This is a genomic window from Stutzerimonas chloritidismutans, assembly GCF_051486945.1.
Lineage (GTDB): Bacteria > Pseudomonadota > Gammaproteobacteria > Pseudomonadales > Pseudomonadaceae > Stutzerimonas > Stutzerimonas chloritidismutans_B.
Map to the genome: position 1 here is coordinate 376,515 of NZ_JAHVDX010000001.1, position 21,051 is coordinate 397,565.

Genomic DNA, 21,051 nt, shown 5'->3' on the forward strand with positions numbered 1-21,051 from the left:
AGCCTATCGTTATTGTTCTGGATGTCCGGCAAGCCTACTGCTTTCGGCTACCAAAGCAATCGGCAAATAGGCGCATGAGTCGCCAGGCTCAGCCGTCCAGTAAGCCTTGGTAGAAGGTGCATTCCCGCTCCAGCGCATCAGCCAGGTTGGCGGCCTGGCGGAAGCCGTGCCGCTCCTCTGGATAGAGGTGGTATTCGACCGGAACGCCCTGAGCGCGCAATGCCTCGACCATCGATGCGGTTTGCTCTGGCAGCACCACCGCATCCAGCCCGCCCTGGAAGAAGATCACCGGCACCTGGATCTGCGCTGCATTCTTTAACGGTGTGCGCTGCCGATAGCGGCGCGCGTCGAGATGGGGATCGCCTATCAGCCAATCCAGGTAATCCGCTTCAAACTTATGCGTGACCCGCCGCAACGCGAGCGGATCGCTGACGCCGTAGAGGCTCGCACCACCCGCAAATCCGGTATCTGCGGCCAGGGCGCACAAGGCGCTGTAGCCGCCGGCGCTGGACCCGCGAATGAAGGTGCGCGCCGGGTCGATTTCGCCGCGCTGCGCCAGGCACGCAACAGCGGCACAGGCGTCCTCCACATCGACCAGGCCCCACTGCTGATGCAGGCGTTGCCGGTAGGCTCGCCCGAAGCCGCTGCTGCCGCGATAGTTGATGTCCGCCACGGCGAAGCCGCGCTGCGTCCAGTACTGGATCCGCGCGTCGAAGACCGGATAGCTGGCGGACGTCGGGCCGCCGTGCATGAACACGACCAGTGGAGGTTTTTCGCCGGCAGCGCCTCGATGGCGGGCGTTGACCGGCGGGTAGAAAAACGCATGCGCGACCTCATCGACGCCCGTCGCGAAGCTAACGGCTTGTGGCTCGGACAGATTTTCGGACGGCAAAGGCTGCTCGCCGCCAGCGATGATTTCGATACGCCCATGTTGGCGGTCGATCGCCAGTATCGCCGGAGTCCGGCTGGGCGAACCGGCGATGCAGTAGTAGCGCTGGCCGTCCGCGGCGAGTTGCCGGCAGCGGCTAAAGCCCTCCGCCATCGGCCGCTCGCTGCCCGTATCGTCCAGTTCTGCGAGCAACGCATAGCCATCGACCATAGGTGTCAGCAGCAAACGGCCGCCCTCTAACGGCAGGTAGCTGTGGGTGCCGAGCTGCCAGGGCGCAGGCGCGTAATCGAACCGCCTGGCACAGCTGCGCTGCTCCGGCACTAGCTCGTTGGCCTGGATGTGCCAGGGTTGCCACCAGCCATCGCGATCGGTAAGGCAATACAGGGTGCCATCCGGGGCAAAGCGCGGTTGCTGCAGTGATTCATTGCCGTTGCCGGCCAGGCGATTGGCTTGCGCCAGTCGACCGTCCGCCATGAAGGATGCGGACCACAGCTGCGTGGCCGTCCAGGGCTGCTCTGGACGTTGCCATTGAATCCAGGCGAGGTGCTGGCCGGTTGGATCAAGGCAGGGCGAGGCGTAGAAATCGGCCCCTTCGAGCAGCACCCTTCGCGAACCTTCTCGTATAAAAAGGCTGACAATTCGGTGCGTTACGATGCCTTCTTCATGCGATTCCTCGACCGCAATGATCGCCTGGCGCTGCGCATCGAATTGCAGATCGCCGTAGCGTGTGCCCTCTCGCTGCCTCAGCGCGATAGGCATGCTGCCCTCACCCAGCGATTGCAGGTAGACGCATTGATCCGCTTCGTTGACGAAGGCGACGCCCTGCTCCGTGACGCATAGCGCGCCACCGCCGTATTCATACATACGGCTGCGTAGCGAAAACCCCGGTGGCGTCAGGCACCTGCAATTGCCGCCCTGCCAGAACCAGAGCGTGCAGCGCCCGTCCGCTGGGTCGTACTGCACCCAGAACAGGCCCCCATGACCCGCACGCAGCTCAGCGAAATCGCGACTAGCTGAAGCGGCGTCCGCAGCGGTCCAGGCGCTCTGCCAGAAGCCATACGGCGTTTCGGTCTTGGTCATCTGCCCACTCGCTTCCTGTTAGGCCTTTACGATCAGCCGAGAGGCCTGCTCGTTGCGGAAGGTCAGCTCGTCAAGCCCGCGCGGTGCCTGCTCAGCTTGGGCTCGCGCAGCGAGAATCGCGCCGTGATGGGCTGATTTGCTGCACACCGGGTCCGCGTTGGCCGCGTCTCCGGTGAGCATGAATGCCTGGCAGCGGCAGCCGCCGAAGTCTTTTTCCTTCTCGTCGCAGGACTGGCACGGTTCGGGCATCCAGTCGAAACCGCGGAATTTGTTGAAGCCCAGCGAGTGCTTCCAGATCTGCTCAATGCTCTGCTCGCGCACGTTCGGAAACGTGATCGGCAGCTGGCGGGCGCTGTGGCACGGCAGCGCAGTGCCATCGGGCGTGATGTCGAGAAATAGATTGCCCCACCCGTTCATGCAGCCCTTGGGTCGCTCTTCGTAATAATCGGGCGTGACGAAAATCAGCTTGCAGGGGTGGTTCTCGGCAGCCAGCTTCTCGCGCCATTCGTTGGTGATGCGCTCGGCGCGAACCAGTTGGGCCTTGCTCGGCAGCAGCCCGGCGCGGTTGAGCTCGGCCCAGCCGTAGAACTGGCAGGTCGCGAGCTCGACGAAATCTGCCTCCAACTCCAGGCACAGCTGGATGATGCGGTCGATGTTATCGATGTTGTGCCGATGGGTGACGAAGTTGAGCACCATCGGATAGCCGTGTGCCTTGACCGCGCGGGCCATGGCGAGCTTCTGCGCGAACGCCTTTTTCGATCCGGCGAGCAGGTTGTTCACCTCTTCGTCCGCGGCCTGGAAGCTGATCTGGATATGGTCGAGCCCGGCATCGGCGAACGCGGCGATCTTGCTTTCGGTCAGACCGATACCGGAGGTGATCAGATTGGTGTAGTAGCCGAGTCCGCGGGCCGCCGCGATCAGTTCGGCCAGGTCCTGGCGCACCAGCGGCTCGCCACCGGAAAACCCGAGCTGCGCCGCGCCCAGCTCACGCGCCTGGCGGAACACATCGATCCATTCGGCCGTGCTCAGCTCGTCATGGCTACGGGCGAAATCCAGCGGATTGGAGCAATAGGGGCACTGCAAAGGGCAGCGATAGGTCAGTTCCGCCAGCAGCCAAAGCGGCGGGCCCGGCTCGAAGCCCGGCTTAGCGAAGCTCGATCCAGAACCGTTCAACGGCGACCTCCAGGAACGCGACGATGTCCTCCTCGATGCCCTCGGCATCCGGGTAGCGGGCCTGCAGGTCGGCAACGATGGCGCCCACAGTGCGTGTGCCATCGACCTCACCGAGCACGGCCGAAGCGCTCTCGTTGAGCTTGATCATGCCCTCCGGGTAGAGCAGCACGTGGCAGTCCTGCGCGGGTTCCCACTGGAAGCGAAAGCCACGGCGAAACGCCGGGACGCGGGTCAGCATGTCGGTCATTGCCTGCTCCTCGGTCAGGGCCTGGCTCATGGCTTGATGCCGGTGTGCCAGACGCGCTGGCGCGTGACGGTGTGGTACGGCGGGCGATCCAGCTCGTAGGCCATGCTCATGGCGTCGAGCATGCTCCAAAGCACGTCGAGTTTGAACTGCAGGATGTTGAGCATCCGCTCCTGGCCTTCCCTCGTCGTGTAATGCTCGAGCGTGATGCGCAGGCCGTGCTCGACATCCCGCCGCGCCTCCTTCAGCCGCTTGCGGAAGTAGTCATAACCGGACGGATCGATCCAGCCATAGTGCTGCGGCCAGGCGTCGAGCCGCGACTGGTGGATGGTCGGCGCGAAGAGTTCGGTCAGCGAACTGCTGGCCGCCTCCTGCCAGACGGCGCGGCGGGCGAAATTGACATAGGCGTCTACCGCGAAGCGCACGCCGGGCAGCACGAGTTCCTGAGACAACACCTGTTCGCGGTCCAGCCCCACGGCTTCGGCCAGCCGTAGCCAGGCTTCGATTCCCCCTTCCTCACCCGGCCGACCGTCGTGATCGATGATGCGCTGGACCCACTCGCGGCGGGCATCGCGGTCCGTGCAGTTGGCCATGATCGCCGCGTCCTTCACCGGGATGCAGACCTGGTAGTAGAAACGGTTGGCGACCCAGCCCTGGATCTGCTCGGGCGTGGCGCGGCCTTCGTACATTGCCCGATGGAAAGGATGGTGGATGTGGTAGTAGTCGCCCTTGGCGCGCAGCGCCTGCTCGAATTCGGCGGGGGTCATGGCTGGCAGGGTCATGAAGGCTTCCTTGGTCCGGCCCGACTGCGCTGGCGGCGCGACGGGCTTCGATGAGGTCGTGTCTGGTGTGCTGTTGCCATGCTAAAGCTCGATGCTCATGCCATCGAACGCCACCTCGATGCCATGCTCGCCGAGGATTTCCCGCTCGGCCGAGTCCTCGTCGAGGATGGGGTTGGTGTTGTTGATGTGGATGAGGATCTTGCGTGCGGCAGGCATGCCGTCGAGCACCTCGATCATGCCGCCGGGACCGCTCTGCTGCAGATGGCCCATCTCCGAGCCGAGCTTGGTGCCCACCTCACGGACGCGCATCTCGTCGTCGCGCCAGAGCGTGCCGTCCACCAGCAGGCAGTCGGCGCCGCGCATCAAATCGAGCAACTGCGGGCTGACCTTGCCCAGGCCCGGCGCGTAGAACAGGGTCCCGCCGGTCGTCCGGTCCTCGATCAGCAGGCCAATGTTGTCACCGGGGTGCGGGTCGTTGCGGTGCGGCGAGTAAGGCGGAGCGGCGCTGCGCAGCGGGATCGGCGTGAACTTCAGACCCGGGCAGGCCGGAATGGAGAAATCGCCATCCAGCGCAATGGGGTTCCAGCGCAGGCCGCCGTTCCAGTGTTCGAGCATCTTGAACACGGGGAAACCAGTGGTGAGGTCCTGATGGACCATCTCGGTGCACCAGACATCATGCGGGCAGCCCTCGCGCAGGGTCAGCAGGCCAGTGGTGTGGTCGATCTGGCTGTCGAGCAGGATGATCGCGCCGATAGCAGTGTCCCGCGGGCCACGCGCGGGTTGCAGCTTGGGAAAGGATTCGAGCTGCGCGCGGATGTCCGGTGAGGCGTTGCACAGGATCCAGTCTTCGCCGTTGGCGCTGATGGCGATCGAGGACTGGGTGCGAGGCCGAGCGCGCAGCGTGCCGTTGCGCAGCCCTGCGCAATTGGCGCAATTGCAATTCCATTGGGGGAAGCCGCCGCCAGCAGCCGAACCGAGAATCTGGATATGCATGGGCAGCTCCCTGAAAAGCGGAGCCCCGGCCGGGGCCGGGGCAGATCGATCAGCGGTTGGCGAAGTACATGGTGACTTCGAAACCAATACGCAGGTCGGTAAAAGCAGGCTTAGTCCACATTGCAGGTTCCTCTCTGGTCTGGTGCCGGACGTATTCCGACGCCGCATTAAGCACCCAGGTCTGCGAAAAGCAGAATGGTACTTTGGAAGGAGACCGCGCCCTGCGTTGGTAGTGCCATGCGCCCTGCCCTCGCCAGGCCCGGCGCCAGAGCCGTGCAGACCGTTCGTCAGCCGTTGCGCGTCGCCGGGCGTCCATGCGTGCCGCGCCAGCCCAATTCATTGCTCAGGGTCGCCATCGGCGAAAACATGTCGTAATCGAATTCGGTCAGCCTGATGCCCTCGCGGACGCGGATCGGCCAGTCGTGGTTAGCCAGCGCGGCCTTGCCGATGGCCAGCAGGTCGGCCTCGCCGCGCTCGAGCAAGCCTTCGGCCTGTGCGCCGGTCGCGATGCCGCCGTTGGCCACGACAGGGATCGACACGCATGCCTTGGCGATCGCCGCGAGGCTCGGCCCGTCCTCGAAGGCCGGTGCGCTGGCGTCATACTCGGTCACGTGCAGGTAGTCGAGGCCCGCGCCAGCGAGCGTCACGAAACGATCGCGCGCCGCCTCGACGCCGCCGTCCCACTTCAGGCGGCTGTTGGTCACCATGCCCTGCGACAAGCGCATGCCGACGACGAAGTCCGCCCCGACGGCGTCGCGAACGGCTCGAATGACCTCCAGCGGCAACGCCAGCCGCGCCTTGTGGTCGCCACCCCAGCGGTCGGTCCGCTGGTTGAATTCCGCACTGATGAATTCGTGGAGCAGGTAACCGTTGGCGCCATGCAGCTCGACGCCATCGAACCCCGCCGCTCGCGCATGGCGGGCAGCCTGAACGAAGCCTTCAATCGCGTCCTGGATCTCCGTTTCAGTCATTTCGGCCGGCGTGGCGTAAGGTCCCTCACCGCCATAGAAGCTCAACTGCCGCCCGTCCGGCTGCACGGCGGAGGGCGCGACGTGGCGGGCATGGTGGATATTGCCCTGGGTCTGAGCACCGCCGTGCATCAGCTGCGCCACGATCGCCGCGCCTGCCTGGTGAACCGCGGTCACGACCGGTACCCAGCTGTCGCGATGCGCCTCGGTCGCCAGCCCTGGCTGATTGAAATAGCCCTGGCTGTAAGCGGTGTCGGTGTAGATGCCTTCGGTGATGAGCATGCCGAAACCACCCTCGGCGAAGGCCTGGTAGTAGTCACGCATCATCTCGTTGGCCATGCCTTCCGGCTCGGCACTGACACGCGTCATCGGGGCCAGGACGGCACGGTTGGGAAGTGTCAGGGCGTTCAGCTTGAGGGGGTCGAACAAGCGGGGCATGGGTGGCTCCTCATCAGTGGGGTCTGCTGAATCTGAGAGGGGCATGGGCATGAGCGTTGGAGTTCGGTTCGGTACGCCGTCGTCCTCGCCGGCATCGAACAATCGAAGGCGAACCAGCCGATGGGGAGTTGGTTGAGCGCTTGGTTTCGCCCAACGCGAAGATCGCCGAATTTCCGCGAATACGTCCCCTTTTGCCACCACTCCAGTGCCACACCGAAAACCACCAGCCAAAAAAAACGCGACCCATGGGGTCGCGTCGCGTTGATGAACCGATCAGGCACCGCCTGCGCCCAACCGATCCCCGCACCGCAGTGCGAGCCAGTCAAACCGGCGCGCTGGAGCGAACGCGCCGGATCCTCCGAGTTGAAACCTGCTGGCTAGAAGAAGCCCAGCGGGTTGATGTCGTAGCTGATCAAGAGGTTCTTGGTCTGCTGGTAGTGGTCGAGCATCATCTTGTGGGTTTCGCGACCGACACCGGACTTCTTGTAACCACCGAACGCCGCGTGCGCCGGATACAGGTGGTAGCAGTTGGTCCAGACACGGCCGGCCTTGATTCCGCGGCCCATGCGGTAGGCGCGGTTGATGTCGCGGGTCCAGACGCCGGCGCCCAGGCCGAACTCGGTGTCATTGGCGATTGCCAGCGCCTCGGCTTCATCCTTGAAAGTCGCGACGCCCACTACCGGCCCGAAGATCTCTTCCTGGAACACGCGCATCTTGTTGTGGCCCTTGATCAGGGTCGGCTGCACGTAGTAACCCGTCGACAGGTTGCCCTCGAGCTTCTCCGCGGCACCGCCGGTGAGGATCTGCGCGCCCTCCTGCTGGGCAATTTCCATGTAGGAGAGGATCTTGTCGAACTGCTGCTCGGACGCCTGGGCACCGACCATGGTGTCGGTATCCAGCGGATTGCCACGCTTGATCGCCTTGATCTTCTTCATCACCACTTCCATGAAGGGCTCGAAGATCGATTCGTGAATCAGTGCGCGCGACGGGCAGGTGCAGACTTCGCCCTGGTTGAAGAACGCCAGCACCAGACCCTCGGCCGCTTTTTCGATAAAGGCCGGCTCGGCGTTCATGATGTCTTCGAAGAAGATGTTCGGGCTCTTGCCGCCCAGTTCCACGGTGCTCGGGATGATGTTCTCAGCAGCGCAACGCATGATGTGCGAGCCGACCGGAGTCGAGCCGGTGAAGGCGATCTTGGCGATACGGGTGTTGGTGGCGAGTGCCTGACCCGCTTCCTTGCCGAAGCCCTGGACGATGTTCAGCACGCCGGCCGGCAGCAGGTCGCCAATGATTTCAGCCAGGACCATGATCGACAGCGGGGTCTGCTCGGCGGGCTTGAGCACCACGCAGTTGCCGGCGGCCAGCGCCGGCGCCAGCTTCCACGCGGCCATCAGCAGCGGGAAGTTCCACGGGATGATCTGCCCGACCACGCCCAGCGGCTCGTGGAAGTGATAGGCCGCGGTGTGCTCGTTGATCTCGGCAGCGCTGCCTTCCTGGGCGCGGATGCAGCCAGCGAAGTAACGGAAGTGATCGGCGGCCAGCGGCACGTCGGCGTTCAGGGTTTCACGCACGGCCTTGCCGTTGTCCCAGGTCTCGGCAATGGCGAGTTTTTCCAGGTTGGCTTCGATGCGGTCGGCGATCTTCAGCAGGATCAGGGCGCGGTCCTGGACGGCAGTCTTGCCCCAGGCATCAGCGGCGGCGTGAGCGGCATCCAGCGCCTTCTCCACGTCTTCGGCGCCCGAACGAGGGAATTCAGCGATGACTTCACCATTGACCGGCGAGGTGTTGACGAAGTACTCGCCCTTGACCGGCGGGACGAATTCACCGCCGATGAAGTTGCCATAGCGTGGCTTGAAGGAAATGACGGAGCCTTCCGTACCGGGTTGGGCGTAGATCATGAGCGGCCTCTCTGTTTTTCTGCTTGTAGGAGCCTGGCCGGGAAAAGGTCAGGGCATGGAACGATCTTAGGCAGCCCACACTCGCCTCCGAAATGCACCCAACGGCGCGATGAGTTCGTTATTTGGTAGTAGGCGCAAGGCGTTAGCACGGTGGTCCGGCGGGGTGCCGTCTGGCACCTCGGTATGGCCCCGTACTCCGCTGGCCGAATAAATTCGGCCCTACAGGTTCTGCCAACCGATCGGCCCCGCACGCGCCGTAGGGGCGAATTTATTCGCCCGACGGGGTTCCGCCTGGCACTTCGGTGAAGCCCCAGACTCCGCTGGCCGAATAAATTCGGCCCTACAGGTGCCACCAACCGGTCGGGCCTGCACGCACCGTAGGGGCGAATTTATTCGCCCGACGGGGTTCCGTCTGGCACTTCGGTGAAACCCCGTATTCCGCTGGCCGAATAAATTCGGCCCTACAGGATTTGCCAACCGATCGGTCCCGCACGCACCGTAGGGGCGAATTATTCGCCGGCGGGGTGCCGTCTGGCACTTCGGTGAAGCCCCGTACTCCGCTGGCCGAATAAATTCGGCCCTACAGGTTCTGCCAACCGATCGGGCCCGCACGCACCGTAGGGGCGAATTTATTCGCCCGGGCAAATAAAAACCCCGCCAGGCGGCGGGGTTTCGGGTGCATGGCGGATCAGCGCTGGGCGACCGCCCGGTCCTTCGGCAGCTTGAAGGTCCAGACCATGCCGCCCTGGTTGAAGTCCTTCACGCGCTTGGCGACTTCGCCGCCCCACAGCGGAACAGCGCCGCCCCAGCCAGAGAGGACGGAGACATACTGCTCGCCATCCATCTCCCAGGTGACGGGCGAGCCGACGATGCCCGAACCGGTGTTGAACTCGTACACCTTCTTGCCCGTCTTGGCGTCGAACGCCATCAGGAAGCCTTCAGGGTTACCCGTGAATACCAGGTTGCCCTTGGTCGCCAGCACACCGCCCCACAGCGGCGCGTAATTCTCGTAGCGCCAGACTTCCTTGCCGGTCTTCGGGTCGATGGCGCGCAGCACGCCGATGTATTCCTCGTTCAGCGGATGGATGGTGAAGCCCGCACCCAGGTAGGCCGCGCCCTTCTTGTAGGCGACGCCTTCGTTCCAGATGTCCATGCCCCACTCGTTGGAGGGTACGTAGAACAGGCCGGTGTCCTGGCTGTAGGCCATGGGCATCCAGTTCTTGCCGCCGAGGAAGGACGGTGCGACGAACACCGAAGAGCCCTTGTCCGCGTCGCCCGGCTTGCCGGGGCGGTTGGCATCGTCGTAGATCGGGCGCCCGTCCTTGTCCAGGCCCTTGGCCCAGGTGATCTTGTCGACGAACGGGAAGCCGCGGATGAACTTGCCGTTGGTGCGGTCGAGCACGTAGAAGAAGCCGTTGCGGTCCGCGGTACCGGCCGCCTTGATGGTCTTGCCGCCGTCCTGGTAATCGAAGGAGATCAGCTCGTTCACACCGTCGAAGTCCCAGCCATCATGCGGCGTGGACTGGAAATGCCACTTGATCGAGCCATCGTCCGGGTCCAGCGCCAGGCGCGATGATGAGTACAGGTTGTCGCCAGGGCGCAGGTGGGAGTTCCACGGCGAGGGGTTACCGGTGCCGAACAGCAGCGAGTCGGTATCCGGGTCGTAATAGCCGCCGAGCCAGGGTGCAGCACCGCCGGTCTTCCACAAGTCGCCCGGCCAGGTCTTGCCGGCTTCGCCGCCGGAAATGCCGTTCTCGACCTTTTTACCGTCCTTCATGACATAGCCCATGTGCCCTTCGACGGTCGGGCGGCTCCAGAGCAGTTCGCCGTTCTTCGGGTTGTAGGCTTCGATCTTGCCGACCACGCCGAACTCGCCACCGGCCACACCGGTAATGAGTTTCCCTTTGACGACCATCGGCGCGGCAGATATCGAGTACCCGGCTTTATAGTCGGCTACCTCCTTCTTCCAGACGACCTTGCCGGTGTCCTTGTTCAGCGCGACCAGTTTGGCGTCCAGGGTGCCGAAGATAACCAGATCGTCATAAAGCGCCACACCGCGGTTGATGACGTCGCAACACGGCATGATCCCGTCGGGCAGGCGCGCGTCGTACTGCCACAGTTCCTTGCCGGTGCGGGCATCGACTGCAAACACGCGGGAATAGGACCCGGTGATGTACATGACGCCGTCCTTGATCAGCGGCTGGGCTTCCTGGCCACGTTGTTTCTCGCCGCCGAATGAGAAGCCCCACACCGGACGCAGCTCGGTGACGTTATCGACGTTCAGCGTGTCCAGGGTGCTGTAGCGCTGGCCTTGCAAACCCAGCCCATTGGTAACGATCTGATCGGTGGATTTAGCGTCATCGAGGATTTCCTGGTCGGTGACTGCCCATGCCGACACGCTGGACAACGCCACGGCGGCGCAAAGCGCTTTCAGGACGAAGGGCTTGCGAAGACCGGTGTGCTTCATTGCGGCTACCTCTACGGGTTCATTGTTATCGTCGCCGGGAAAGATTCCCGGTATGGCCAGATTCTTCGGTGAAGGCCCTTTGCCAACAATTGAACGCAGTACCGATTTCCGTAGTTCCTTGGTAGCAATACCCTGCTGCAGCGTGCGCCGCGTGCCGCCTGACGAGACTAGAAGCACGCGCAGAACCTGCCACGGCATGAGCAGCACCAGCACAGATCATTGGCCCCGTTGATAGCGATAACCTGGCGCTGAGCCAGACAAGCGATCCAGGCGGGCACGACCCGTCGCGAGCCGATACGATAGCCACCTTGACCCCAGCTCCATGGCGAACACGCCCGTCGAGCTGCTCCTTCCTGTAATGGACGTCTGAATGAAAGCCAACTGGCCCCCGTTTCCCTGGGTTTGTTTCGCCATGTGCGTGGGTGTGATGGGCACCGCGCTGATCTCGCCTTTGTATCCGTTGTACAAGGCCGAATGGGCGCTGCGCACGAGCGATGTCTCGTTGATCTACGTGGTGTACATGGTGGGCGCCCTGTCCGGGCTGCTGTTCATGGGGCGCCTGTCGGATACGCTCGGCTTCCGGCGAGTCATGATGGCCGGGCTGCTGCTTGGCTGGCTTGGCACCCTGGTCACCATGCTCGCGTGGGATCTCCTGAGTTTGAATGTTGGTCGCTTCGCCGTCGGGCTGTCCTCCAGCCTGATCGTTACCAGCGCCTCCGTGGGCCTGGTGCAAATATCTCGCGAAGGGGCCTCGCAGCGGATCTCGACGATTACCAGTTTTCTACTGGCCTTTGGCTTCGGCCTCGGGCCGATCACCGGTGGAATCATCGGGCAATGGTTCAGCCATCCGTTGTTCGCGACCTATGTGCCGACGTTGGTGCTTGGTGTGCTGGCGATCTATGCGCTGATGCGTGTCGAACTCAAGGGCACCAGCGCCCCAGCCCCGCAGGCGCCAAGCTGGCGCGCCTTCGTGCCGCGGCTGGCCTGGGCGGACCGCGCCGACTCACTCGCCTTCGCTTTGACCTGCGCGTGCCCCTTCTTCGCCTTCGGCGTGTTTGGCGTCTACGCGTCGATGGCGCCGCTGTTTCTGGACCAGATGGTGCCCTGGCATGGGCCAATCGTTAGCGGCACTGCAATCGGGGTGATCTTGCTGGCGTCGGCGACCGTGCAGCTAATCTCGGCGCGGATGAGCCTGCGCTGGTGCGGGTTCCTCGGCCTGCTGGCCGTGGTATTGAGCAACGCAATGCTGGTGCTCAATTTCAGGATCGGCTCGCCAGTGATCTTCGCCGTCGGCGTCAGCAGCGCGGCTATCGGGCACGGCCTCTGCCTGCTAGCCGGCATCAGCATGGTGAACCGCATCGCCTCGCCCACTCAGCGCTCTGGCCTGATATCGACTTACCTGGTGTGCGGCTACGTTGGTAGCATCGTGCCGCTGATCGCCGCCGGCTGGATCGCGGACCATTTCGGTCTGCCCATGGCGATCACCATCCTGAGCCTGTCCGTCATCGCTATCGCCACGCCGGCAGCCATCGGCTACTTCCAGCACCCTCGCATGCGGGCGGCATGAAGCGCCACCGAAAGAACATAGCCGCGCGCACTCGGCTGAGCGGAGCTTCGCCAGCCCTTAACGTCTCGCGGCGCTGGGTTGCGGGCTCGCCCTACTGTGCCTCGTACAGCTCTGGCAGTTCGTAGCGCAGGCCGTAACGCCCGTACAGCCGCTCGACGTCACCGTCCCGAATCAGGCTTTCCAATTCGCCTTCAAGTGCGTAGGCCAGTTGGCGATTGGATTGATGGACGGCCATGCCCAGATCCCAAGCCTGCCTGCCCATGTTGGGGTAGGCGTTTTCGCCAAGCTTGAGGTGGCTGTCGCGCGCCTCGTGCAACATCCAGTCGATCTCGCCACGCATGGCCATGGTTGCATCGACCTCGCCCGTTTGCATGGCGACGAAAGCGGCCTGGGCGGTCGGGTAATGGTGGAGCATCTTCGAGATGCTGCCGTTGAATACTGAAGACAGGTAGAACGACGGCACGCTTTCGACTTCCACACCCACCGGGTGATACCGCAGGATTCCAACGCTGGACAGGTCCGTCACGCGTCGATCGTCATAGGCTGACTGCCAGCGCTCACGCTGGTAGGGGCCGAACATCACCACCAGCTCGTTGATCAACTCGCCCATCTCGTTCTGCTTGTAGGCAAATTCGCGGTCGTACGGGACGCGCATCATCACGTCGGCCAGCACGTTCGGCCGCAGGTAATGGCCCTTCCAGATGAAGTTGCGCAAGTCGTCGTCGAGGGTTTCGTCGGGCGTGATCCAGAGGACCTCCACCTTCAATTGCAGGCGCTTGGCAAGCTCGTTCGCCAGCTCGACGTCAACTCCGCGCGGCTCCCCATCGGCGATGAAACTGTACGGTGGAAAGTTCTCGTACATCGCGACCTTGAGCACGCCCGAGTCGATGATGTCGTCATACGCACGAACCTTCACGATATCCGCCTGGGCTACCGCGCAAGTCAGTAGCAGGCACAGACCTGCGAACAACTGGCGCATTGCGATCACCGCTTGGCCGCTTCGCTTTCGATATAGGTACGGATAGCCCAGAGCGCTTCCTGGCTGAGGTAATCAGCCATGCGCGGCATGTACACCGCGCCGTCGCGCACTGCACCGTTGATCACGCGTTCCTTGTACCACTCGTCACCGTCGTAGCTGGCTTCGAGCTCGCGCAGGTCAGGCGCAATCCCGCCGGAAATGGCCTCGAGGCCATGGCAGCGTGCGCAGTTCTGGTTGTAGGCCGAGGAGCCGATTGCGACCGCTTTGTCATGATCCTCACTGGGCGCCCGATAAGGATTTTCATCGACCCACTCCTCGCCCAGCGGCGTCAGGCCCTTGGTTTCGACCTTCTGTGGCGTAACGTCCCCGTGGGCCAGGGCCAGGCCGGCAAAGCCCAGCAGACCTGCAGCGAAGAACGTGCGCAGTGCGATTTTATTGTTCATGACGACCACCATTGTTTTTGAGTACTGAGCAAGGCAGCCCCAGTCGGAGCGCATGGTGGGCATCTTGTAGCCGACGCCGGGCCGGCAGAATCCTGCTTTGGTTGTCGGAATCTCGTTCCTTGGTAGTAGGGCCGGTTGGCGCGTCGCGCGGCACTCAGGAAGCAAAGCGGCGGCCTGCAGTGATTCGCAAGTGCCCGCCAGGGCAGCTGCCCTGTCCAGCGCGACCGACCGTACGACTGCCGATGGCGAGAGGTAGATAGCCGCGCGATGGCGCGCCGAACCTGCCTCGGCCCGGCGCGCTCGCCCGGTCAGTGCCGGCCGGGTTTGTCGAGCGATAACACCGGGCCGACCCGGCGCTTGAGCAGCCCTGGAATCGCCTGAGCCGGATGCACCCGCGTACGCAGCGTCGGCTGCCAAGACGTGTCGGTGACCAGTTGCGCCTCTTCGGCAGCATTGGCGTTGTAGAGCGCCAGCAGGTCCACCTTGCGCCGATTGATGATGTTGTCTCGCGTGGTAATCGCCTGGCCCTTCCAGTACTTGATGATCCGCTCAGGCTTGGCCGCAGGGCTCAACGTGAAGGCATTAGCCTCGGCCCAGATGTGCGATTCGTAGCCCACCCCAAAGACATAGCCGAATGACACCCGAGCATTATCGTTACGAATGAAATGATTGTTGTAGACATCCGCTTGGCCCCAGCGCAGCCGAGGCGCACGTTGACCGATATTGACGAATTCGTTGTGGTGAATAGTGACGCGCAGCTTGCCGGGGTCGCCTGCCGCCGTAGAGTCGGTGGAGCCGATCAGCATCAGTTTGTCGCGGTTCTCGAAGCGGTTGTAGGAGACCGTCACCAGATCCGAGCCATAGGTGATATCCACCGAGCCGTCGTGCTGTTGGAACGGCCTGCCGAAGTAGGACGGGGCCATATCGTCGTAATCCGGTGCGTCGGTGTAGTAGTTGTGATCGATCCAGACATGGGTCGATCCGTTGATGATCTGCACCATGTCGTATTCGCTGTTCCAATTGCCGGCCGAACCATCGGTCGGGTCCCACTGCGGAAAACAGTCGCTGACGGCCTTGTGATTCAAATTTCGCACGATCACGTTGTGCGCCCCGTCTATGCGCAACGAAAGGCCAATCAAGCTGGCCTCGGGATTCGCACCGATGATGGTGGTATTGCTGGGTACCTGCAGCAGCATCACATTTCGCTGATTCAACGCCGCTTGCCGACGGGCCTCTTCCAGCGGGCCGGTAGGTTCGGTGTCCCAGCCCCAGACGGCCGGGTCGTATGTGGCGAGGTATTGGTCAAGGCTGTAGCCGGTGCCTCGCGCATAGTCGTCACACGACAACGGATTGCCGGCCTCGTCGGCGTTACCCAAGAGCGTGCCGTGTACGCGGATGATCTTGGGCTGATCGCCCGCCTCGTCGAGCGCGGCCTTCATTTGTGCGCGCGTCGTAACGTCGTAGACGCGTTCTGGCCGAGCATTGGCGCCCCCGGTCGTACCGGCGCCCATAGAAGCAAAACCGTCACGCGCAGGCAGCGTTTGGCGCTCCAGCGGCACCTTGCCGTGCCCGCCACCGAAATGCGCGACCGAAGCCGCAGTGACACCCATCGGGACGAGCCCGACACCCGCCGACAGCGCGATAGCCGATACAACCTTTCGCATGTTCTTATCCTTATTCTTGGATTGTTGTCATACCTCACAATCCACCTTTCCGCTAGAAAAGCTGGATATGAGGCCAATCCGAGTCTAGGCGGCACTTGAGCGGGGTCAAGGATACATATGACGTCATACCTTTCTCACTGTGGTTAACCGACGAAAGGTGATGCGACAGCAAGCAAACCAGACGGGAATTCATTGCGAAACCCGGCTAGGCTACAGCGCCAAGGCCGTCCGATCGGCCACCATTCGAGTGCCCCGATGCCCCTGATCCGCATACCCCTGATCGCTGATATGGACACCCTGCCCCGCCTGGACGGCTTGCCGAGCGAACGAATCGTCATCCCGGAAACCCCGGCCAGCCTGACCGCTGCCGTGGAAGCGCTCATGGCGTGGCGTCACGTCGGTTTCGATACCGAATCCAAGCCGACCTTCCGCCCCGGAGAGCTCACGACCGGGCCGCACCTGATCCAGCTCGCCACGCCTGAGACGGCGTATCTCTTTCAGGTAGGCACCGACGGCAGCATCGAGGCGGCGCGCACTGTGCTGGAGTCGCCGGAGGTCCTGAAGATCGGGTTCGGCCTCGGCTCGGATCGGTCACGCCTGCGTAACCGGCTCGGGATTGACCTCAAGCCTTTCATCGACCTGGGCACCACGCTTCGCTACGAGGGCAAAAAGGGCCAGGTCGGCCTGCGTAGCGCCGTGGCGGGCGTGCTCGGTGCGCGAGTCAGCAAGTCGCGCAGTGTTTCCACGTCGAATTGGGCCAATCCTGTACTGAGCGAGGCTCAACGTCGCTACGCCGCGAACGATGCGTATGCGGCGCTGCTTGTGTTCCTGGCTTTAGGGGACGACCCGGAGCGGCTGCTCGCTGACCGAATCATGCCGGCGCCCTGACCGAACCGCGTATTGGAAGGCTCGCCAAACCTGCAACCCCTCGCCCGTGCGGGCGTCTACCCAGTAGATGAATTCGGGAGGTGAGCGTGGAAGGTATGTTTTTCAGCGGCTGGTCAACACTGGTCCGCACCTTGGTCGTCGGCGTGCTGGCGTACATCAACTTGATCGTGCTGCTGCGCCTGTCAGGACGTCGGACCCTGTCGAAGATGAACGCCTTCGATCTGATCGTCACCGTGGCGTTGGGCTCGACCTTCGCCACCATTCTGCTGAACCGCGACGTATCGCTCGCCGAAGGCACCCTCGCGTTGGCGCTGCTCATCGGCCTGCAATACCTGGTGACCTGGACAAGCGTGCGTGTCAGCTGGGTGCGCAAGGTCGTCACGGGGGAGCCGGCACTGCTGCTCTACCAGGGCTCGATGCTGCAGAGCGCCATGCGCGCCGCGCGGGTGACAGAGGATGAAGTGCACTCAGCCATCCGTTCGAGCGGCCTATCGGCGCTGGACGAGGTCGAGGCGGTCATTCTCGAAACCGACGGCAGCTTCAGCGTGGTGAAGGCTGGATCGGCTGACAGCCGCTCCAGCCTTGCCGGCGTGACGACACCCGGCCCCCGCGACATTCAGGTCTGACGCACGCGGTGAGCCCATGGACGTCTTGCTGAATATCGACGTAGCCGACCTGAAGCGCGGCATCCATTTCTACGAGGCGGCGCTTGGCCTGCGCCTGAGCCGCACCCTTTTCGACGGTAGCGCGGCAGAGCTGCTCGGCGCCCGGTGCCGCCTCTACCTGATCGAGCGGGACGCACATGATGCCGTAGCGGCAAACCCCGACCCTTGGGCCCGACACTGGACGCCCATTCACCCTGATTTCGTGGTGCAGGATATCGGTTCGGCCGCCGCGCGTGCCGTGACGGCAGGCGCCACGCAGGAAACCCCGATACGCACGTTCGGGTGGGGCAAGCTGGCTACTTTCGCCGACCCCTTCGGCAACGGCTTCTGCCTGATCGAATTTGTCGGCGAGCCTTACGAGGTGCCGGGCCCGGCCGGCACCTGCATTGATACGAAACGCGATTAACAGCCAACCACACCACAACTTCAGTGTTGACCGGCGTGTCAACACTGTCAGCGGCGCTTGGCGATGAACGGCATTTAAGAACGGTTTCGTTTCGCCGAAAAACGGAGGGAGCGGACTGCTCTTCCATTCATCGGGTACGAACCATGTTCAACAAGAAGCTGAAGCAGGAGCTGGCGGAGCTTCGCGAGGAAGTCGCGACCAATCGTCAGATCAAGGAATCCCTGTATCGGGAAATGATGGTGTTGGAAATCGACACCCAAGGTCGAATACAGCACCCCAACCCGAGTTTCCTCAGCGAAATGGGCTACCGCCTCGAAGATCTCGTGGGCCGGTCGCTGGACAGTTTCTTTTCCGATGAATTCAAGAAAGAGCCCAACTACACCAGCCTGAAAAACGCGATGCCGCGTGGCGAACACATCAGCGGTGCGTTTCGCGTGTTGCAGGCCAACGGCAAAGAGGCCTAGTTACGTTCGATTTGGCAGCCGATCAAGCATGCCGACGGCACGTTGCGTCAGTACACGCTGTGCGCCAACAACCTGACCCGCACCATTGCCACCTCGCGCGAGCATGAAAGCGTGATCAGCGCCCTGAAGCGTTCTACCGCCGTCATCGAATTCGACCTCGATGGCCACGTGCTGACCGCCAACCAGCAGTTCCTCGACGGCATGGGGTATCGCCTGGAGCAGATCAAGGGCAAGCATCACCGCATGTTCTGCGAGCGGGATGAGACCGAATCACCGTCGTACCGTGAGTTCTGGGCGCGCCTGAACCGCGGCGAGTTTGTCGTCGATCGCTTCAAGCGTGTCGACTCGCACGGCCAGCTCGTGTGGCTGGAGGCCTCCTACAACCCCGTTCACGATGTCTACGGCAAGCTCTACAAGGTGATCAAATTTGCCACGGTCATCACTGAGCAGGTCAACCGCGAACTGGCCGTGTCAGACGCCGCGACCATCGCTTACAGCACCTCTCAGCAAACCGACCTGAGTGCCCAGCGCGGCGCGCAAGTCGTCCAGCAGACGGTCGAAGTCATGCGCCGTATCGCCGACCAGATGCAGGATGCGTCGGACGGCATCGAAGCGCTGGACAAGCAGTCTCAGCTGATCAGCTCGATCCTCAAGACCATCAGCGACATCGCCGACCAGACCAACCTGCTGGCCCTGAACGCGGCGATCGAAGCCGCCCGCGCTGGCGACCAGGGTCGCGGCTTCGCGGTCGTGGCTGACGAAGTCCGGCAGCTTGCCGCTCGGAGCAGCAAGGCGGCGGAGGAAATCGTCGGGGTCGTTGGCAAGAACCAGGACTTGGCTCAAGCCGCCGTGCGCAGCATGTCGACTAGCCGCAGCCAGGCCGAAAGCGGGCTGGAACTCGCCAGCCAGGCCGGTGCAGTCATTGTCGAGATCCAGGATGGCGCCCAGCGCGTCGTGAGCGCGGTCGGCCAGTTCGCCAGTCAGTTGCATAGCTGACGGCGGCTCAATCGGTGCGGTCGTCGCCGTAGACGTCGCGCCATTGCCAACCGTCAGCTTCCAGCAGCGCACCGAGCAGTGCACGACGTGCCTCTTCTTCCCGGGATGGGCCGCTCGCCACGATCGGAATACCCGCCTCGCGTAACGCATCCAGGGAAACCGACGGCGGCGCCATGCTGGGTTGCTGCTTGGCCAGATAAGCCGAGCGATGCAGTTCGAGGTGCTTGTCCAACGCCGAGCGAAGCATCCGGCGCTTGAGCCCGTCTTGCGGCACCGCCGGCGCGACCCGGTCGAGCAGCCGCAGTGCTTCGTCGATCATCGCGATCGCCGGTATCACGTTCTTGCCGGCATGGCTGTTGTGAAAGCAGCGGATGACCGGGTACGCATGGTGGTTGAGCGTGTGCTCGACCAGCATCTGTCGCAGATCGGTCGCGTTGTCATAGAACGACGAGAAATCGCGCCCGTTCCAGCTGTTCACCAAGATCGCCTGAGGCGTCCCGCCCATGCTCGTGATGAACAGGCTGAGCTGGTTCTGCAGGCTTACCGCCGAGAGCACCGGCACGATGTAGGTGATCGCGGCCGTGATGAAAGTCAACCCGCAGAACGCCGCTGCACTGGTCAGCACCCGCCAACCGTCGCCCGCTGCGGCGTAGTCCCCCACGCCCAGTGTCGAAAGCGTGAAGCCCGCGTAATAGAACGTTTCCCACAAGTCGGCCGCAACGCCAGTCGTGTCGTCGACTACGGAGCCATGGCTGGACGCGAGCAGGAAGAACAGACTCAGCCATAGCGTCGCAATCCAGGCCAGAAGAACCGAAAGCAGTACGACCTGCCCAGCGTATTCGAGCAGCTTCGACGCGCCGCGCCGTTTTGCCGCTACGAAAAACACACGCCAGACTAGCCTTGCCGTCAGGTTTGTCAGCGTGCCGCCGCCGCGCGTGGAAAGTGTGGTTTTGGTGATGTCTGTGGCGACCAGCAGAAACAGCAAGACGCCCAACGAAAAAAGAAACATAAGCTGCCATATGGCCCAAGGATTCCCTGTTAAGGCAGGGAACCGGCCAGCAGAGTTCAGCCAGCCCGGCAGCCGGTACCGGTGTGCTTAGTGCCCGACCACCACCTCGCTGATCTGGCGAATCGGGGTCAGGTCGGTGTAGTTCGGGATGTCGGCAACGATTTCCTCGGCGTGCGGCGCAAAAGCGGCCTGGAACGCGTCCAGCGACTCGCAGAAGATATGGCACATCGCAATGTAGGGGGCTGGTACATCGGGCGCAGCGGTCAAGGCACGGTCAATGGTGTAGTAGAGACAGGCATCGCCCATGCGTGCTTTGAGCAATGGCAAATGGGTGTCGCGGTAGTACTCGTGATCGAATCGTGCCCCGGGCGTGTTGGGGTACATCACGCTGACTTTGATCATGCTGGCTCCTTGGCCGCCGGCCGCGCATCGGCCTGGACGGGCTGGGCTAAATGGACGGGCCTGGACTATGGCACAGCGGAACGGGGCGCGCGTGGGTCACGTTCGTGCACGGGCATCACTTGATCACGAACGCGCCTTCCATGCCCTTGTTTTGCAGCCCCTTGCAGTAGAAGGGAAAGCGTCCGGGCTTGATCGGCAGAAAGAAGATTTCCGCCTCGCCCGCCTCTTCGAATTCAAGCTCGACGAGCGTCACCGCCTTTATCTCCACGCCCCCTGCTTCGACCTTGCGCAAGTAAATTGCGTTGGCGAACTCCGGCGCCTGGAACGCGCATTCCTTCTGTCCGTCGGCGATCACCTTGAGCTGGTAGGCCACGCCCGTCTCAAGCTGATATTCCTTCTGTGATACCGAGTAGTCGCTCTTCTGCGAACCGAACTTGAGGTCCGGCAAGGGCTGGGTGCGCCGGGTCATGTCGCCGGCAGCAAGGACCTGGTCGAAGCCGATCAGGCTGCCGATCAACAGAAGGTTCAAGGCAAGGGTCTTGTAGGGAGGCATGGCGGTCGCTCGTTCTTGTTATGGACGGCCCTATGCTAGGAGGCGCAGCCGCGCACCGGTTTACTACCTTGGTACACAGCCAC

The 21,051-nt window shown here is 62.9% G+C and carries 19 protein-coding genes and 1 pseudogene; 5 read left to right on the forward strand and 15 right to left on the reverse strand.

Features of this window, described 5'->3' with window-relative positions; genetic code table 11:
• Positions 1 to 88 precede the first annotated feature (88 nt).
• The 9 genes from KXR72_RS01590 to KXR72_RS01630 all read right to left on the reverse strand — a co-directional run bounded on the left by KXR72_RS01590 (position 89) and on the right by KXR72_RS01630 (position 10,932).
• Positions 89 to 1,969 carry an alpha/beta hydrolase family protein gene (locus KXR72_RS01590; RefSeq protein ID WP_437419384.1) on the reverse strand — a complete coding sequence of 627 codons (1,881 nt, stop codon included), beginning with the start codon at positions 1,967 to 1,969 and terminating at the stop codon, positions 89 to 91.
• 18 nt (positions 1,970 to 1,987) lie between these two features.
• On the reverse strand, positions 1,988 to 3,142 hold the full coding sequence (gene pqqE / locus KXR72_RS01595) for a pyrroloquinoline quinone biosynthesis protein PqqE (protein WP_437419385.1): 1,155 nt from the start codon (positions 3,140 to 3,142) through the stop codon (positions 1,988 to 1,990).
• Entirely contained in the window at positions 3,114 to 3,389 is a 276-nt protein-coding gene (gene pqqD, locus KXR72_RS01600; RefSeq protein WP_437420352.1) for a pyrroloquinoline quinone biosynthesis peptide chaperone PqqD, read from the reverse strand. The genes pqqE and pqqD overlap by 29 nt, the downstream gene beginning before the upstream one ends.
• Positions 3,390 to 3,415: 26 nt before the next feature.
• A complete protein-coding gene (gene pqqC, locus KXR72_RS01605) occupies positions 3,416 to 4,168 on the reverse strand; it encodes a pyrroloquinoline-quinone synthase PqqC (protein ID WP_437419386.1) in 753 nt (250 codons plus the stop codon).
• 81 nt (positions 4,169 to 4,249) lie between these two features.
• Positions 4,250 to 5,161, reverse strand: a complete 912-nt coding sequence (gene pqqB / locus KXR72_RS01610; RefSeq protein ID WP_437419387.1) for a pyrroloquinoline quinone biosynthesis protein PqqB — start codon at positions 5,159 to 5,161, stop codon at positions 4,250 to 4,252.
• Positions 5,162 to 5,210: 49 nt separating this feature from the next.
• On the reverse strand, positions 5,211 to 5,282 hold the full coding sequence (gene pqqA / locus KXR72_RS01615) for a pyrroloquinoline quinone precursor peptide PqqA (protein WP_003253598.1): 72 nt from the start codon (positions 5,280 to 5,282) through the stop codon (positions 5,211 to 5,213).
• 166 nt (positions 5,283 to 5,448) lie between these two features.
• Positions 5,449 to 6,567: an NADH:flavin oxidoreductase gene (locus KXR72_RS01620; RefSeq protein WP_437419388.1), complete on the reverse strand. Its 1,119-nt coding sequence runs from the start codon at positions 6,565 to 6,567 to the stop codon at positions 5,449 to 5,451.
• A gap of 377 nt (positions 6,568 to 6,944) precedes the next feature.
• Positions 6,945 to 8,465, reverse strand: coding sequence for an acetaldehyde dehydrogenase ExaC (exaC, locus tag KXR72_RS01625; RefSeq protein WP_437419389.1), 1,521 nt, complete (start codon positions 8,463 to 8,465; stop codon positions 6,945 to 6,947).
• 688 nt (positions 8,466 to 9,153) lie between these two features.
• Complete coding sequence (locus KXR72_RS01630; RefSeq protein WP_437419390.1) at positions 9,154 to 10,932, reverse strand: PQQ-dependent methanol/ethanol family dehydrogenase; 1,779 nt, start codon at positions 10,930 to 10,932, stop codon at positions 9,154 to 9,156.
• A gap of 370 nt (positions 10,933 to 11,302) precedes the next feature.
• On the opposite strand from KXR72_RS01630, the gene KXR72_RS01635 reads away from it, so the two are divergent.
• Positions 11,303 to 12,499, forward strand: a complete 1,197-nt coding sequence (locus KXR72_RS01635; RefSeq protein WP_437419391.1) for an MFS transporter — start codon at positions 11,303 to 11,305, stop codon at positions 12,497 to 12,499.
• Positions 12,500 to 12,590: 91 nt separating this feature from the next.
• Here the strand turns inward: KXR72_RS01635 and KXR72_RS01640 are convergent, their stop codons facing one another.
• From KXR72_RS01640 to KXR72_RS01650, 3 genes are all read right to left on the reverse strand, one after another.
• Positions 12,591 to 13,478, reverse strand: coding sequence for a substrate-binding periplasmic protein (locus tag KXR72_RS01640; protein ID WP_437419392.1), 888 nt, complete (start codon positions 13,476 to 13,478; stop codon positions 12,591 to 12,593).
• A 5-nt stretch (positions 13,479 to 13,483) separates the two neighbouring features.
• Complete coding sequence (gene pedF / locus KXR72_RS01645; protein WP_437419393.1) at positions 13,484 to 13,921, reverse strand: cytochrome c-550 PedF; 438 nt, start codon at positions 13,919 to 13,921, stop codon at positions 13,484 to 13,486.
• A 308-nt stretch (positions 13,922 to 14,229) separates the two neighbouring features.
• Entirely contained in the window at positions 14,230 to 15,585 is a 1,356-nt protein-coding gene (locus KXR72_RS01650) for a pectate lyase family protein (RefSeq protein ID WP_437419394.1), read from the reverse strand.
• A gap of 255 nt (positions 15,586 to 15,840) precedes the next feature.
• Between KXR72_RS01650 and KXR72_RS01655 the strand changes: the two genes are divergently transcribed.
• The 4 genes and pseudogenes from KXR72_RS01655 (at position 15,841) to KXR72_RS01670 (ending at position 19,004) form a co-directional block, all read left to right on the forward strand.
• Positions 15,841 to 16,473, forward strand: coding sequence for a 3'-5' exonuclease (locus tag KXR72_RS01655; protein WP_437419395.1), 633 nt, complete (start codon positions 15,841 to 15,843; stop codon positions 16,471 to 16,473).
• Between the two features lie 86 nt (positions 16,474 to 16,559).
• Positions 16,560 to 17,099, forward strand: a complete 540-nt coding sequence (locus KXR72_RS01660) for a DUF421 domain-containing protein (protein WP_437419396.1) — start codon at positions 16,560 to 16,562, stop codon at positions 17,097 to 17,099.
• Positions 17,100 to 17,115: 16 nt separating this feature from the next.
• Positions 17,116 to 17,544 (forward strand): VOC family protein, encoded by a 429-nt coding sequence (locus tag KXR72_RS01665; RefSeq protein ID WP_437419397.1) that lies wholly within the window; start codon positions 17,116 to 17,118, stop codon positions 17,542 to 17,544.
• Between the two features lie 143 nt (positions 17,545 to 17,687).
• Positions 17,688 to 19,004 (forward strand): annotated as a pseudogene (locus KXR72_RS01670) (methyl-accepting chemotaxis protein).
• Positions 19,005 to 19,011: 7 nt separating this feature from the next.
• Here KXR72_RS01670 and KXR72_RS01675 read toward each other — a convergent pair.
• From KXR72_RS01675 to KXR72_RS01685, 3 genes are all read right to left on the reverse strand, one after another.
• Entirely contained in the window at positions 19,012 to 20,013 is a 1,002-nt protein-coding gene (locus KXR72_RS01675) for a potassium channel family protein (protein ID WP_437419398.1), read from the reverse strand.
• Positions 20,014 to 20,100: 87 nt separating this feature from the next.
• Positions 20,101 to 20,415 carry an EthD family reductase gene (locus KXR72_RS01680; RefSeq protein ID WP_437419399.1) on the reverse strand — a complete coding sequence of 105 codons (315 nt, stop codon included), beginning with the start codon at positions 20,413 to 20,415 and terminating at the stop codon, positions 20,101 to 20,103.
• Between the two features lie 115 nt (positions 20,416 to 20,530).
• Positions 20,531 to 20,968, reverse strand: a complete 438-nt coding sequence (locus KXR72_RS01685) for a copper-binding protein (RefSeq protein WP_437419400.1) — start codon at positions 20,966 to 20,968, stop codon at positions 20,531 to 20,533.
• Between the last annotated feature and the right edge of the window lie 83 nt (positions 20,969 to 21,051).

Bases quoted from the DNA above. Each gene is read 5' to 3' on its own strand.
- KXR72_RS01590 (WP_437419384.1), bottom strand. From the start codon at position 1,969: ATGACCAAGACCGAAACGCCGTATGGCTTCTGGCAGAGCGCCTGGACC.
- pqqD (WP_437420352.1), bottom strand. From the start codon at position 3,389: ATGACCGACATGCTGACCCGCGTCCCGGCGTTTCGCCGTGGCTTTCGC.
- pqqC (WP_437419386.1), bottom strand. From the start codon at position 4,168: ATGACCCTGCCAGCCATGACCCCCGCCGAATTCGAGCAGGCGCTGCGC.
- pqqB (WP_437419387.1), bottom strand. From the start codon at position 5,161: ATGCATATCCAGATTCTCGGTTCGGCTGCTGGCGGCGGCTTCCCCCAA.
- KXR72_RS01620 (WP_437419388.1), bottom strand. From the start codon at position 6,567: ATGCCCCGCTTGTTCGACCCCCTCAAGCTGAACGCCCTGACACTTCCC.
- exaC (WP_437419389.1), bottom strand. From the start codon at position 8,465: ATGATCTACGCCCAACCCGGTACGGAAGGCTCCGTCATTTCCTTCAAG.
- KXR72_RS01630 (WP_437419390.1), bottom strand. From the start codon at position 10,932: ATGAAGCACACCGGTCTTCGCAAGCCCTTCGTCCTGAAAGCGCTTTGC.
- KXR72_RS01635 (WP_437419391.1), top strand. From the start codon at position 11,303: ATGAAAGCCAACTGGCCCCCGTTTCCCTGGGTTTGTTTCGCCATGTGC.
- KXR72_RS01640 (WP_437419392.1), bottom strand. From the start codon at position 13,478: ATGCGCCAGTTGTTCGCAGGTCTGTGCCTGCTACTGACTTGCGCGGTA.
- pedF (WP_437419393.1), bottom strand. From the start codon at position 13,921: ATGAACAATAAAATCGCACTGCGCACGTTCTTCGCTGCAGGTCTGCTG.
- KXR72_RS01650 (WP_437419394.1), bottom strand. From the start codon at position 15,585: ATGCGAAAGGTTGTATCGGCTATCGCGCTGTCGGCGGGTGTCGGGCTC.
- KXR72_RS01655 (WP_437419395.1), top strand. From the start codon at position 15,841: ATGCCCCTGATCCGCATACCCCTGATCGCTGATATGGACACCCTGCCC.
- KXR72_RS01665 (WP_437419397.1), top strand. From the start codon at position 17,116: ATGGACGTCTTGCTGAATATCGACGTAGCCGACCTGAAGCGCGGCATC.
- KXR72_RS01675 (WP_437419398.1), bottom strand. From the start codon at position 20,013: ATGTTTCTTTTTTCGTTGGGCGTCTTGCTGTTTCTGCTGGTCGCCACA.
- KXR72_RS01680 (WP_437419399.1), bottom strand. From the start codon at position 20,415: ATGATCAAAGTCAGCGTGATGTACCCCAACACGCCCGGGGCACGATTC.
- KXR72_RS01685 (WP_437419400.1), bottom strand. From the start codon at position 20,968: ATGCCTCCCTACAAGACCCTTGCCTTGAACCTTCTGTTGATCGGCAGC.